Origin of the sequence: Paraburkholderia kururiensis (assembly GCF_034424375.1) — a bacterium.
In the GTDB taxonomy this organism is placed as follows: Bacteria; Pseudomonadota; Gammaproteobacteria; order Burkholderiales; family Burkholderiaceae; genus Paraburkholderia; species Paraburkholderia kururiensis_A.
This window is the reverse complement of the sequence record NZ_CP139965.1, coordinates 5,952,866-5,966,074: the sequence shown is the minus strand read 5'-3', so window position 1 is coordinate 5,966,074 and position 13,209 is coordinate 5,952,866. Positions and strand designations below refer to the sequence as shown.

Genomic DNA, 13,209 nt, shown 5'->3' with positions numbered 1-13,209 from the left:
TTACCGTGTTTCCTAATTCTGTCAGGCGGGCGGCCGTTCTCGCGGGCCGCCGTCCTTTCATCGTGGGCGCGCTCGGCACGCTGCTGGCCGCGGGCGTGCTGGGCGTCAGCCTGCTCACACTCGTCGCCGCACGCGACACGGCAATCCAGCACGCTCACGAGACCTCGCGAAACGTAGTCGCCGTTTTGTCGAGCAATATCTCGCGCACCATCGAATCGTCGGATCAATCGTTGCAGACGCTGATCGCGGCAGTCGACAAGCCGGCCGTGCAACACATGGACGCCGACGTGCGGCACGAACTGCTGTTCAACCGCACGGCCGCTTCGCGTTACGTGACCGGCATGGGCGTGACCGACGCGCGCGGGCGGCTCATAGACGGCTGCTGTTCCAGCACGCATCACTGGGACTTCAGCGACCGCGATTACTTCCTCGTGCATCGTCAGTCGGCAAAGGTCGGTCTGTACATTTCGGCGGTGTATCGCGCGCGCTCGCGCGGCGGCGTGGAAGCCATGGCATTGAGCCGACGCATCGACAACGCAGACGGTTCCTTCAAGGGCGTGGCCCTGGTTGCCATCGACGTGGCGTATTTCCGGCACCTGCTGGACGACCTCGACGTCGGTCCGCACGGCATCACGGCTATCGTTCGAACCGACGGTACGCTGGTGGCAAGGAATCCTTACTTACCGCCGGCGCTGACGCCGAACTTCAGCAAGTCGCCCTCCTTCCCGCTCATGATTAACCACGCGTCGGGCTTCTATGCAGCGCGTGCGTCCACGGATGGCGTGTTCCGGCTCTACACGTTTCAGCGCGTGCCCGGTACGCCGCTCATCGCCGTCGTGGCACCCGCGCTGGACGACGTGCTCGCCTCGTGGAGAACGCTTGCGTGGATGGTGGGCGTGTCCGCTTCGGCCATCAGCTTCGCTTTTTGCGCGGTGGTGTGGCTGCTCGCGTTTGCGCTGCGCGACCGCGCGCTCGCCGAAGACCGCCTGACGGAACTCACGCAAACCGATTCGCTGACGGGCCTCAAGAACCGGCGCGCGCTGGACGACGTGCTGGAAAACGAGTGGGAGAGATTGCAGCGTAACGACAGCAGCCTCTCGGTGCTCTACGTCGATGCCGATCACTTCAAGCAATACAACGACAAATACGGGCATGCCGAGGGCGACAAGGCCTTGAAGCATCTCGCCGCGTGCATCGCGCGGCGCGTTCGGCGCCGTGGCGATTGCGCCGCCCGCTATGGCGGCGAGGAATTCGTGGTGGTCCTGCCCGACACGGACGCGGCGAACGCGTTGCTCGTGGCCGAAGGCATTCGCGAGGCGCTGGAGAAATCGTGGCGCGCGCGGCGTGAAACCGCTACGGCAGGCCTTCATCCGTTCACCGTGAGCATCGGTTGCGCGACGGCACGGCGCACGCGCCCTGCGTCCCTCGGCGAACTGACGAAGGCAGCGGACCTCGCACTCTACGAAGCCAAGCGTGCCGGCCGCAATTGCGTCAGAGCGGCAAGCATGGACGCCCCGCGGACCGACGCTGCCCAAGGCAATTAGCCGCCGGCCCTACCGGGACTCCAGCCACGCGGCCACCGCTTTCGCTTCATCGGCATCCAGCGAATGTGCGATGGCCGTCATGACGGGCGCGTTGGCGCGCGTGCCGTTGCTGAAGACTTCGATCTGCCGTTGCAGATATTCGTGGTGCTGGCCCGCGAGGCGCGGGAACGTGCCGTTGCCCTGGCCCTGCTCGCCGTGGCATGACGCGCACGCAGGCGTGCCTCGATCCGGTGCGCCATGTTCGAAGAGGTCCTGCCCCTTCGCGAGCAATGCGGCGTCGCCCGGTGTGCCGTGCACCGGCTCCTGATGCGCGTAATAGTCCGCCAGCGACGCGATGGTGGCATCGTCCAGCTGCGATGCAATGGCCCACATGTACGAGCGCGCGTCGGTTTCGCCGCGCGCGTGGTCGCGAAAGCCCTTGAGCTGTGCCGTCAGATACTCGGGCGTTTGTGCGGAAAGCCGCGGAAAGATGGGCGACTCGCTGTGCCCATGTACGCCGTGACACGCGGCGCACAGCTGGCCGGCAAGGCGCTCGCCGTCTTCGGCATGTGTGAGCGACGGCAGGCCGGCAAAGACCACGGCGAATGAAACGAGCCGCCTCGCGAGACGCAGCCGCGTTTTTAGCCGCGACGGCGCCGGCGGAATCGGGAGATGAAGAGTGCGCATGAATGACCCCGCAGATCAGAAAACGAACCAGGCGAGCATGTACAACGTGTTGTTGTCGCTGGCGTTTCGTCCGTTGCCGTCGTAGTTGAAGCGCGCGCCGTCGAATTTGAGGAACCACGTGTATTGCAGCGAGAGTTTTATCTGCGGCAGCGGCAGGTAATCGAGTTCGAAGATAAGGCCGCGCGTGTCCGGCAGACCGTTGACGCTGCCCGTTACCGGCACGGCGCCGTACAGGCCCGCATCGGCATTGCCTGTCGTCGAGAAGTACGCGAGTGTCGCGCCATACTTGCGCAGGTAGTAGTACGAAGCTTTGAGCTTGAGCGTGTTGAGGTGATCGGTCGGATTGGCGGGCGTGGGCCCTGCGCCAATGCCGCCGCTCGGAAAGCTCGCGCTCCAGTCCTGCTTTTCGTGGATGAAGGTGATCTGCGTGGTGAACGCATGCGACAGCGTGAGGTACTGGTACTGCAGGTCGAGGCCGTAATCGCTGAAGCGGTCGGTGGGGGAGCCGGGAATCGTGTTGTCCGGATAGACGTCTGCGATCAGGCCGAACGTGCCCACTTCGATGGAATGCGGCCCGAACTCGCGGTTGTAGGCCACCCGCCAGTACGGATTGGCGCCCTTGAGGCGCTTCACTGCACCCGGCGTGGTGATGTCCTGCCCCGTGCGAAACACCGAGAACATCTGGTCTGCCGTGCGGTAAAACCCGAACTCGGCATATACGCTGCGATTCCAGAACGCGTAGGCCGACACGCCCGCCACCTGCTGGGCGAGGCCGCCGTCGATCAACGTGGCCGCGGTCGGCGTGAGCGAAACGCTGCTCGACGCATAGGGGAAGCCGAACGCCGGCGTGGTGTTCCACACGTCGGACACGGTCGGGTTGTTGTTGACCGTGACGCCGTAGATGAAGTCGATGTCGCCCTGCGTGAAATGACCCGCTGCGCGAATGTCCGTATTGTCGATGCCGCTGTGATGTGCGACGCCGTCATAGGTCCACTGCGCGAAGGCGCCCACCGGGCCGGCAATGCGTCCGCCGTAGAACAGGCTCGCCTGTTGCAGCACCACGTCCTGGTTGCGCACGAAGTCGTAGTTGGTGTTGTTGATGCTGCGCGTGTTGGTCTGGGATATCTGCGCCATGCCCGCGAGTGGAATGGTCCACTTGTTCGATAGCGTGTAGGCGGTCAACTTGAAGAAACGCCCGAACGGCGTGAGTTCCGGGAAGCTGACGTGGCACGCCACACAGGCGAGTCCCGTTTGCCGTGCGAACGCGGGGACTGCTTTCGCCCCCGGCGCATGCAACAGCGCAGCCGCAACGAGTGCGAATGCGGCAAACCCATGCCGTCTTGTCCGGTTAGCCATGTCGTCCCCTCCGCTTCTTTTTTTTGCGGGTCCGACTGCGCTGGTTCGTGACTCGATCGACTCTCGATCGACGAACGAGCACATGGCCGTATCGGCGCGCGCCGGACACGGCTTCAATATAGGAGTGCGATGCGTACTGGTTTTGACCGAAGTCAACCGCTCGATAGCACACCCGAAGGCTCAACCGGAAACAGCGCGCGCCGTTCCACCCGCCTGTGTCGAGATTGCGCCGAGTGTGCGCCGCAGACTGTGGCCGGGACCACACTGCGAGCATCGAGCCTGCATTACGTCATACAAGACGTCGAAGGCATGGTGTAAGTGTGCATGTAAGCCTGCGCATAAACCGCAGGCGTGATCCCGTAGCACCGCACGAAGTGCTTGTTCAATGCGCTCTGATCGCAGAAGCCGCTCGTGATGGCGGCGTCGGCCGGCGTCATGCCAGCGCGTAGCAAACGGCTTGCTGCACGAAGCCGGGTCTGGACGAGCCACGCGTGAGGCGTGAGACCGGTAGTAGCCCGAAACGACTGGATGAGTCGAAACGGCGTGACCTCGCAGGCCGCGGCCATCTGCTCGAGCGTAACCGGCGAGTCGTATCGATCGGCGACGAGTTGCAGCGCGGGCTCGATCACCGTGCGCGCGTGCAACGGTCCCGCACCCTTAAGCGGCATGCCGGCGTGGCGCGAAACGAGCGTGCCGAGCGCGGCGATGAGCATCTCGTGTCCGGCTTGCCCTTCGCCCGCTTCGAAAAGCGCGTGGGCCGAAAGCAGGGCGCGCGCCAGTTGCGGATCGGCCAGTCCGTTCGCCACGAAGCCCGGCTCGGTTGTGAGACCGATCTGCGCGCGCAGTGCCGCGAGCGCCGGCTGTTCGAGATAGAAGCCGCGATAGCGCCAGATCTCGTGGTCCACGGTGTGTCCCGCGTGCACTTCCATCGGGTTGAACGCGAGCACCTGGCCCGTGCCGGCTCGCTGCGTGCTGCCGCGGCTGAAAAACGCGCTGCCGCCCTCTTCCGTGACCGCGAGCACCAGCGCCTCATGCACGTGCGGCGTGTACCGATGGCCCAGCAGATTCGCGCGCAGCAGCGAAAGGCCCGGCAAGGCCGGTTCGGTCCAGTAGCGCATCCTTTCCCGGGCAGTGGAGCGGGTCACGGGTACCTCACGAAGAGAGAAAGCCGCCGTCGGCCGCGAGCACGTGACCCACGACGTACGACGCATCGTCCGATGCAAGCCACACGACTGCCTGCGCCACTTCCTCGGGCTGACCGAGGCGCCGTACCGGCAGGCTCGCCGCGATCGTGTCCGGGTCGATGCCGGAGCCCAGCATCATGCTCGTCACGACGCGGCCCGGCGCGATGGCGTTGATGCGAATGCCGCGCGGCGCGCATTCCATGGCCGCCGACCGCATGAGCGAAATGACCGCGGCCTTGGACGCCGAATACAGCGCGAGCCCCGGATTCGGATTGCGGATGCCGCTCACCGACGCGTTCACGATGATACGACCGCCGCGTTCCAGCATCGCGGGAATCTGATGCTTCATGCCGTAGAACACGGAGCGCAGGTTCGCGTCGAGCACGGCGTCGAAGGTCTCGCGCGTCTGGGCTTCGAGGGGCGCGCGCGGCTCCTGGTAGCCGGCGTTGTTGAAGGCGACGTCGAGCCGGCCGAAGCGTGTCAGGGCGAATTCGACGAGCGCCGCGGCATCGGCTTCGTCGGTGACGTCGGCCTGCACGTACCGGGCGTCGCAGCCGAACGCGTGGCCGGCCTCGCGGCATGCCTGCACGGCGGCTTCGCCGGGCTCGCGGCGGCGCCCCGCCACGATCACGCCCGCCGCGCCTTCGCGCGCCATGAGGACTGCGGTGGCCCGGCCGATGCCGCTGCCGCCGCCGGTGACGAGGCAGACGCGGCCCGCCATGCGTGGCGGACGATGGGCGGTGGTGGAAACGGGCGTGTCGGATGCAGGAATGTCGGACATGAGCGGAACCGTCTGGCTGCGGCGCAAACCGCGCCGTGACGCTATTCCACCCAGGCCGACCGGCCGCCGTCTTGGTCGAAATTTGCGGCGGGCGCGCGCGCGGGCGCCTGCACGCCCGAGGGCCCCGCGCGATGCACGCGCCCTTTGGCACGGACGGCCGCAAATGGCGAGCGCAGTGTCCACCGCCGTGCCCGCTGCGGCGACCCCGCATAGCGCCACGTAAGCAGCAGCAACGCCGCGAGCGCAAGTGCCCAGCGCACGTCGGTGGGCACGGGTTCCCGATGCGCGAGCGACGGGTCGCGCAACGCAGTGGCAAGCGACGCCGGCCCCAGCAGCCGCCGATACCCGAAGCCGATACGGCTCGCCACGCTCGCCAGATACGGTCCGCGCAGGCCGGACAGCTCCTCGTGGCTTTCGCCCGCGCCGGGCGGTCGATCGGCCGGCGGCACCTGGACCACGTCGGCGGCGCTCCAGTAGCCGGTCTTGCGGCCGGACGCGTCGGTCTTCGGCACCGGCACGGGCTGTTCGCCGCCCACGCCGATGAGCCAGCCTTTCACGCCCGGCATGCCGATCTCGATAGCCGGCCCGTTCGAGGGCAGGATGGGCGGCGCCTCCTGGCCATCGGTGAAGAACACCACGGCGACGCCGCGTGCGGCAGGGTCTTGCCTGACTGTTTGTCCTTCCGACTGCCCGCGCGCTTGCCCGCCTGTTTGCGCGATGCCTGGGTCGCTGCCTTGCCCGCCGCCCTGCCCGATGGTGTGCGCGACCCGCACGGCCGAATAGATGCCGCCCTCCGCGATGCGGCTCCAGTTGGTCCAGCGCATGCGGCCGTCGATCGCGGCGAGCGACGCCAGCAGCGCGTCGTAATGCCGGCACACCTCCACGGGCGTCACGAGCGGCAGCGCGGCCTGGCCCGTGAACACGCTCCAGCCCACTTTCGAGCCGCACGGCAGTTGACCCAGCGCGTCGCGCATCGACGCCTTCGCAAACGCCAGCCGGCTCGCGGGCGCCCCGTTCAGGCTCATGTCTTCGGCGTCCATGCTCTGCGTGATGTCGAAGGTGACCATGTAGGTGAAGGTGTCGCGCGGCAGATCCACCGACGGCACGGCGAACGCCGCGGCCAGCAGCACGAGCGCAGCCGCCACGGCCCAGTCGCGTCCTGCAAGGAAGTGCCGCGGCGCATGCAGAAGACGGCGCGCAAGGGTGCGCACGCGCGCGCCCCCTGCCACCGATGCCGGCGCATGACGCGTCATGGCAGGTCCTCGCTTTGCGCGCCGCGCAGCTTGATCTGGCTTTTCTTCGCGATCTCGGCGGGCGCCTCCGTGGCCTGCTCGGGCGCGAGCCGCAACGCGAGTTCCAGGTTGTAGCGCGCGTCCCAGTCGTCGGGCGCGATGCGCAGCAGCGCGCGGTAGCGCGCCTTCGCCTGCTCGATCATCGGTGCCGGGCTGGCCGCTCCCGCGCTGTCGTGATTGCCCTGGGCTTCGCGCAGCGACATGTTGGCGAAATCGAACAGCGCGGCGCGGCCGGTCTCGTCGTCCACGCCGTCTTCGATGAGCGCATCGAAGCGGCGTGCTGCCGCGTCATAACGGCGCTGCGCCGAAAGCGCGACGGCCTGCGCGAGTTGCACGGGGCGCGGCACATGGGAATCGATCGTATCGGTGCCGCTGGCGGGGGCGGCAACGCGTGACGAACCGGCCGGTGCCGTTGTCGATGCAGTCGATGCAACCGCCAGTTCGCGCGCCACAGCCGCGACCTCGCGGTTCACGCGTTGCGCCTTCACGAGCCGGATCGTCTCGAAACCCGCCAACGCCCCACACGCGAGCGCAACGACGGCGAATGCAGCGTGAACGGTGGTGCGCTTCATGCCCAGCTCCGTACCTGAAGGGCGCGCGCCGCGAGCAACACCGCGCACGCCGCGAGCGCGACGGCAAAGCAGATGCCGCTGCGGTCCTGGCGCGGCAACTGCTCCACGAACGAAACGGGAAAGCTCTGCTGGCGGTCGATCTCGTTCATCGCCGCCGTCATCGCGCCGGGGTCGCCGGCCTCGTAGAGCCGGTACGGCGTGCCGAGCGAAAGAAAGAAGCGGTGCAGGTCGGCCTCGGGCGACGCGCTGCCCTCGCGCGCGGCCACGTCGAGCTTCGCGCCGTAGAAGCTGCTGCGCAGAAAGACGAAATACAGCGCGATGCGGTTGCGCGCGAGCCCTTCGGCAATGAGCGTGCGTTCCGTATCCGAGAGCTTCGCGCCGCCGTCGGACACCATCACGATGGCGCGATGCCCAGTCCAGGGCAGACCGTCGAATTGCCCGATGGCCGCAAGCAGACCGCGGCCCAGCTGCGTGTCCGGCATGCCGCGGCCGATCTGCGTGCTGCCGATCGCGGCGCGAATCACGGCGTGGTCGTAGGTGAACGGCACCGCGAGCATGGGATTGATGCCGAACATCATGAACGCGAAGCGGTCGTTGGGGCGGCCGTTCACGAACTCGTCGAGCGCGGCGCGCGCCACGGTGTTCTTGGCGTCGCCGGTGGCGTTGGCGCCCTTGCTCGCCATCACGCCGTTCATGCTGCCGCTGCGGTCCATCAGAATCAGCGTCTCCGCGCCGCGCCCCGTGCGGTGCGCTTCCAGATGGATGCGGCCCGGCTGCGCGAGTCCCACTACGATCGCCGCCATCGCCAGTGCGGCGGCCGCACGCGACACCCAGCCCAGCACGCGGCCCGCGCGATCGGGCGGCAGCCACGCGGCCCACGAGAACGGCAGCGTGTCGTCGCGGCGCGGCATGAAGGGCAACAGCGCAAGCGGCAGCAGCAGGAGCATCCAGGGCGCGGCGAAGTCGATGGGAGCGGCGACGGGCGCGATCATCGTTGCCGGCGCCTTTCCGCGAGATAGAGCGCGCGGCACAGATCGACGAGGCCGCGCGTGTCGGTGTCCGCCGTGGCGGGCGCCGCTTCGCTCTGCCGCGTCACGGCGAAGAAGTACTCGTCCGATTGGCGGTAGAACTGTTCGAGCTGCGGCCGCAGCGGTTGCAGCCACGGCTCGCGGACCATCATCGCGGCGAGCGACCCCGCATGCACGACGTGCCCCGCCGTCTCGTTGACCGCGCGATGCAGCACGCGCCACGCGGATTCGGCGCGCGCCTGCCGGGCATCGAGGCGCCGCATCTGCCGCCAGGCGCGCGCGAACGGCAGCCGCGCGGCCTCGCGCGCACTGCGCCACCAGGCCCAGGCGCCCCACGCGGCGAGTGTGACCATGAGTGCCGCCAGCGCCACGCCGAGCCGTCGGCGGATAGGCGCGAGCGGAACGGGCGCGGCGAGCCGGTCGGGCCGTATCCCGTTCAAGCCTGCCTGCGGGGCAGCGAACAACGCGGCACCGGAGGCATCCGCCGACACGGCGCCGGACGCCTCATTGGCAACATCGGCCACATCGGTCACGAGCGGCCCGATACCGACGCGCCACGCGGGCACGTGCAGCACGTCGCCCGCGGCGGTGTGCAGTTCGAGCGCGGGCAACGCGACCTGCGTGGGCGCGAGCGGCGCATTGGTGAGCTGGTAGTCGAGGACGAGCCAGCGGCGCCCTTCGGCGTCGGTCTCGAAGCGCGCCGCACGGCGCTCGAACCAGACGCCGACGCGGCCCGCCGAAGGCGCCGCCACGCCGCTCGCCGCGCGCCCGTCCGCTTCGAGCAGAACCCGTTGCGTCAGAACATCGCCGATGGTGTGGCCGAACGCACGCGGCTCGTCCACGTGCGCTGGCCACTCCGCAGCGGCGGCCGTGGATGCTGCGAAGGCGCCGCATGAAACCGCGATAGCGAGCCATGCGGTGGTCGCCACGGTGAGGGCAGCGAAGGCCGCCACCCCGCCCCGCCCGACGACATCGCGACCCGCCGCACCCCGCCTCATACGCTCTGCTCCAGAAAGTATCGCGAGAGCGCCTCGGGTTCGAACGCGCCCTCCATGAAGAACGGCGCCATGGCGCGCTTGCCGAAGAGGCTCACCAGTTCCGCGCGCCGTCGCGCGACGCCGTCGCGCCACTTCTCGCGCACCTGGCCCGAGAGCCATACCGTGCGGCGCGCGCCGGTCTCCATGTCGCGCACGTCGAGCAGGCCGCCACGCTCGGGCGCCTGCAGTTCCGCGGGGTCCCACACCACCATCGGCACGACGAGCGCATGCAACAGCATGTCGAGCACCGCGGGCATGCCGTCGAGCGGCCAGTGGAAGTCCGAGACGATGAACACGAGCGCATGCCGACCGGCGAGCTTCGCCACCACGCGCGCGAGCGCCGCCGCGCCGTTGCCGGCCGCAGCCGCGTTCCTCGCCGCGGGCATGGCCGCATGCTGCGCGGCGGCCTCGTCGCGCAGCATCGCGGCCATCACGTCGCCGCTGCCGCGTCCGTAGCGCGGCGGCGCGCTCAGGTCGTTGCGCTCGGTGTGGTCGAACGCGGCCATGCCCACGCGGTCGCCGCTCCGGAACGCGCTGTAGCCGAGCGCCTCGACGAAGTCGGCCACCACGTGGAGCTTCGAGCGCTGCACGCCGAAGCGCATGGACGCGGACACGTCCACGATCACCTGCACCGGCACCGCCACGCGCTGCAGATTGAGCCGCACGAGCCATTCGCCGCGCACCGACTGCACGCTCGCGCGCAAGTCGAGCCGGCGCGGGTCGGGGTAATCGACGAGCCGCGCGTGCAACGCGAATTCCTGCCCCGGCCCGAAGCTCGTGCCGGGGTGCGAGCCGGGACGAAAACCGCTTGCGCGGCCCGGCAGACGATAGTGGAACTCGCGCGGCGCCTTCATGAACGATGTCCCGCCGCGCTCAAGGCACCGCGAGCCGCGCCACGATCTGCGCGACCAAGGCTTGCGCCAGCTCCTGGCGGCGCAGTTCGTAGATGGGTGTGAAGAAAACGCGATGGCCGAGCGCCGCCGGCAGCACGGCGTGCACGTCTTCCGGCGTGAGATGCGAGCGGCCCGCAAGCCAGGCACTCACGCGCGCGGCGCGCAGCAGCGCGCTCATGCCGCGCGGGCTCGCGCCGGCCAGAATCAGGCGGTCCATGTCCACGTCGTCGAGGGCGATGCCGAAGGTCTGCGGCGTTTCCGTCGCGCTCCAGATGTCGAGCACGTAGCGCTCGATCGCCTCGCTCGCGTGAATGCCCTGCTGGATCGCCGCGCCCATGCTGTTGAGTTCCTCCCACGCCACCACGCCGGGCCGCACGGTTTCGATGAGCGCGTCGGCGTCGTGGAAGGCGGTGTCGAATACGAGGGCGCGGCGCACGTCGGGGTCGGCCGGCGTCGGCATGTTGAGTTCGAAGAGAAAGCGGTCGCGCGCCGCGGAGGCCAGCTCGAAGGTCTCTTCCTTTTCCACCTTGTTGCGGTCCGCGAACACCGTCATGTGCGGGAAGCGGTACTCGCGGTCGAAGGCGGAAACCGAGCGCTCCGCCATCGCGCGCAACAGCAGTGACTGCACCTGCGGGCGCGCACGGTTGATCTCGTTGAAGAAGAACGTGGTGAGCCGCTCACCCTTGCGCAAGAGCGGGCCGGGGTCGATGCGCGGCTTGCCTTCGGCATCCACGTAGGTGTGATAGACGAGGTCGCCGGGCATGAGGTCGATGGTGCCCTCCACGCGCTCGAACTCGCCGCCCACGGCCCGCGCGAAGGCGCGCAGCACGGTGGTCTTGCCCACGCCCACGCCGCCTTCCAGCAGCACGTGGCCGCGCGCGAAGAGCGCGACGGTGATGAGGCGGATGGTCGGCTGCTGGCCGATCACGACCTTGCCTACTTCGTCTTCGAGCCGCAGCGCGCTTGCGCGCCAGTCCTGAAGTCTCTCGCCCAATGCCATCGGCCGCTCCTCCGTCTTTTCTTCGCGAAACCGGCTTGCGAGGGCGACGACGCCCGCCGACCGGCCGCATCGCGAGCCCGCAAGCAGCTCTCATGCCGATTGCGCCGCAGCAGAGCGGCCAAGGGTGCGGGAAGGCGTGGGCCATGGGGCGCAGCGCTCGCCGCAACGACGCGCGTGGCGCGTGCGCCGCGAGGTTCGATCGGAGGGAACGGCACACACTGTCACCGAACCGGCGCAGTGTGGCGAAGGAAAAGACGCGCAAGGGCGACGAGGCGGTGCGGCGAAGTGTGCCGCGAGGCGAGACGCTCGGCGGTCAGCGCGAACCGGCCTCGGCATAGCACGACGGTCAACGTGAACCGAAGCGGCGCGAGCCCGTCAGTTGGAAACGGCGGCCGCCTCGCCGTCGTGCGGAATGGTGATGGCGAGCGTGCCGCCTGCTGCCGCCGAAGGCTCGCTCAAAGCGGCCTGCGAGGCCACATACTCGACGCGTCCACCCAACGCGGCCACGCGCTCCTGCACGGAGAGCAGCCACGCGGGCGTGGGCGTATGGATCGCGGGCTGCGACGCCGCCCCCATGCTTGCGGCACCGATGGCGCCCCCCGCCACCACCGCCCCTTGCGCATCCTTCGCCTCGCGAGGCGTGTCGACGTCGGGCGGGGCACCGCGCGGCGCCTCGCCCAGCCTCAGCACCACGAACCCGCCCGCCTTCGCCAGCACCAGCGAAAAATCCGCGTCGCGCTGCTGGCGGCCCGCATCGTCGAGGGTCTCCTGCACGATGCGATAGAGCACGGTGGCCACGTCGCGGTCCAGTTCGGTATCCGTGACGTCGAGCGCCACACGCAGGCCGTAGCGCGTGGCGAGGTCGCCGGCCAGCCAGTCGAGCGCGGCTGCAAGGCCCAGGTCGTCGAGCATCGGCGGACGCAGTTCGGACGCGAGCGCCCGCACGAGCGCGACGAGATGGTCCACGAGGCCATCCACGTTCTCGCGCAGCACGCGGGCCGCGTCGCTCTCGCCTTCGATGCGCGCGAGGTTGTCGCGATGCGTTTGGGCGTCGAGCGCCGACATCTCCATCTTGAGCGCGGTGAGCGGCTGCCCGAGCCCTTCGTGGAGCCGCCGCGCCAGCACGGCGCGCTCGTCTTCACGCACGCGTTGCAGCGACCGCGCGAGTTCGCGATAGCGCGCCTCGCTCTCGCGCAGCGCGTTCTGGAAGCGCTGGCGTTCGGTCATGTCGCGCGCCACCACCGTGTAGAAGCGCTTGCCCAGCGCGGTTGCGCGGGAAATGGAGGCGTCTATCAGGAACTCGGTGCCGTCCGCGCGCAGCGCGACCACGTCGCGCCCGCCGTTCATGGCCTTTAGGCTTACGCCTTCCTCGCCGAAGCGCGCCACGTGCTGACGATGGTCGGTGCGAAACCGCGCCGGAATCAGCACGCCCACGTCCTCGCCCAGCACGGTGGCAGCCGTGTGGCCGAACATGTGCTCGGCGGCGGGATTGAACATGACGATGCGATGCTGTTCGTCCACGGTGACGATGGCGTCCGCCGCGGTCGAGACGATGGCCTGCAGTTGGCTTTCCTGCGTTTCGGCCTGCCTCACGGCGAGGCGCATTCTGGCGAACAGCCAGGCGGATGCCCCGAGCGCGGCAATCAACAGGGCGCTGAGAACCAGGACGGCGGGTGAATTCATTGGTTTATTGGTTCGGCGGGTGCCGCCACGATCCGATGCGAAACAGATCGGACGATTGTGGCGGGCGCGCAGGCGTTTCAATTGACTCAGATCAACGACCGCGGGCAAACCGTTCCCACGCTGGTCCGCAGCGGCCTGCCGGACGTGCACATGAAGCCCGAACCGACGCTCGA

General features: G+C 68.6%; 12 protein-coding genes. 1 reads left to right on the top strand and 11 read right to left on the bottom strand.

All coding sequences use genetic code 11. The features are described 5' to 3' along the window. The first annotated feature begins 5 nt into the window (after positions 1 to 5). A complete protein-coding gene (locus U0042_RS26705; RefSeq protein ID WP_114811559.1) occupies positions 6 to 1,544 on the top strand; it encodes a sensor domain-containing diguanylate cyclase in 1,539 nt (512 codons plus the stop codon). Positions 1,545 to 1,553: 9 nt separating this feature from the next. Here the strand turns inward: U0042_RS26705 and U0042_RS26700 are convergent, their stop codons facing one another. The 11 genes from U0042_RS26700 to U0042_RS26650 all read right to left on the bottom strand — a co-directional run bounded on the left by U0042_RS26700 (position 1,554) and on the right by U0042_RS26650 (position 13,036). Continuing rightward, positions 1,554 to 2,210: a c-type cytochrome gene (locus tag U0042_RS26700; protein WP_114811558.1), complete on the bottom strand. Its 657-nt coding sequence runs from the start codon at positions 2,208 to 2,210 to the stop codon at positions 1,554 to 1,556. A gap of 15 nt (positions 2,211 to 2,225) precedes the next feature. After that, complete coding sequence (locus tag U0042_RS26695; protein ID WP_232833410.1) at positions 2,226 to 3,566, bottom strand: cytochrome C; 1,341 nt, start codon at positions 3,564 to 3,566, stop codon at positions 2,226 to 2,228. A 284-nt stretch (positions 3,567 to 3,850) separates the two neighbouring features. Continuing rightward, positions 3,851 to 4,684, bottom strand: a complete 834-nt coding sequence (locus tag U0042_RS26690; RefSeq protein ID WP_198665333.1) for an AraC family transcriptional regulator — start codon at positions 4,682 to 4,684, stop codon at positions 3,851 to 3,853. A 34-nt stretch (positions 4,685 to 4,718) separates the two neighbouring features. Then, positions 4,719 to 5,531, bottom strand: coding sequence for an SDR family NAD(P)-dependent oxidoreductase (locus tag U0042_RS26685; protein WP_232833409.1), 813 nt, complete (start codon positions 5,529 to 5,531; stop codon positions 4,719 to 4,721). A 41-nt stretch (positions 5,532 to 5,572) separates the two neighbouring features. Then, entirely contained in the window at positions 5,573 to 6,784 is a 1,212-nt protein-coding gene (locus U0042_RS26680) for an MxaL protein (RefSeq protein WP_232833408.1), read from the bottom strand. Beyond that, positions 6,781 to 7,395, bottom strand: a complete 615-nt coding sequence (locus U0042_RS26675; RefSeq protein WP_114811555.1) for a hypothetical protein — start codon at positions 7,393 to 7,395, stop codon at positions 6,781 to 6,783. The genes U0042_RS26680 and U0042_RS26675 overlap by 4 nt, the downstream gene beginning before the upstream one ends. Continuing rightward, positions 7,392 to 8,387 (bottom strand): vWA domain-containing protein, encoded by a 996-nt coding sequence (locus tag U0042_RS26670; RefSeq protein ID WP_114811554.1) that lies wholly within the window; start codon positions 8,385 to 8,387, stop codon positions 7,392 to 7,394. Before U0042_RS26670 ends, U0042_RS26675 begins: the two co-directional genes overlap by 4 nt. Then, positions 8,384 to 9,265, bottom strand: coding sequence for a calcium incorporation protein MxaA (locus tag U0042_RS26665; protein ID WP_327205010.1), 882 nt, complete (start codon positions 9,263 to 9,265; stop codon positions 8,384 to 8,386). The genes U0042_RS26670 and U0042_RS26665 overlap by 4 nt, the downstream gene beginning before the upstream one ends. 152 nt (positions 9,266 to 9,417) lie before the next feature. Beyond that, positions 9,418 to 10,314 (bottom strand): DUF58 domain-containing protein, encoded by an 897-nt coding sequence (locus U0042_RS26660; RefSeq protein WP_114811552.1) that lies wholly within the window; start codon positions 10,312 to 10,314, stop codon positions 9,418 to 9,420. 19 nt (positions 10,315 to 10,333) lie between these two features. Further along, a complete protein-coding gene (locus U0042_RS26655; protein WP_114811551.1) occupies positions 10,334 to 11,353 on the bottom strand; it encodes an AAA family ATPase in 1,020 nt (339 codons plus the stop codon). A 375-nt stretch (positions 11,354 to 11,728) separates the two neighbouring features. Continuing rightward, positions 11,729 to 13,036 carry a PAS domain S-box protein gene (locus U0042_RS26650; RefSeq protein WP_114811550.1) on the bottom strand — a complete coding sequence of 436 codons (1,308 nt, stop codon included), beginning with the start codon at positions 13,034 to 13,036 and terminating at the stop codon, positions 11,729 to 11,731. Positions 13,037 to 13,209 lie beyond the last annotated feature (173 nt).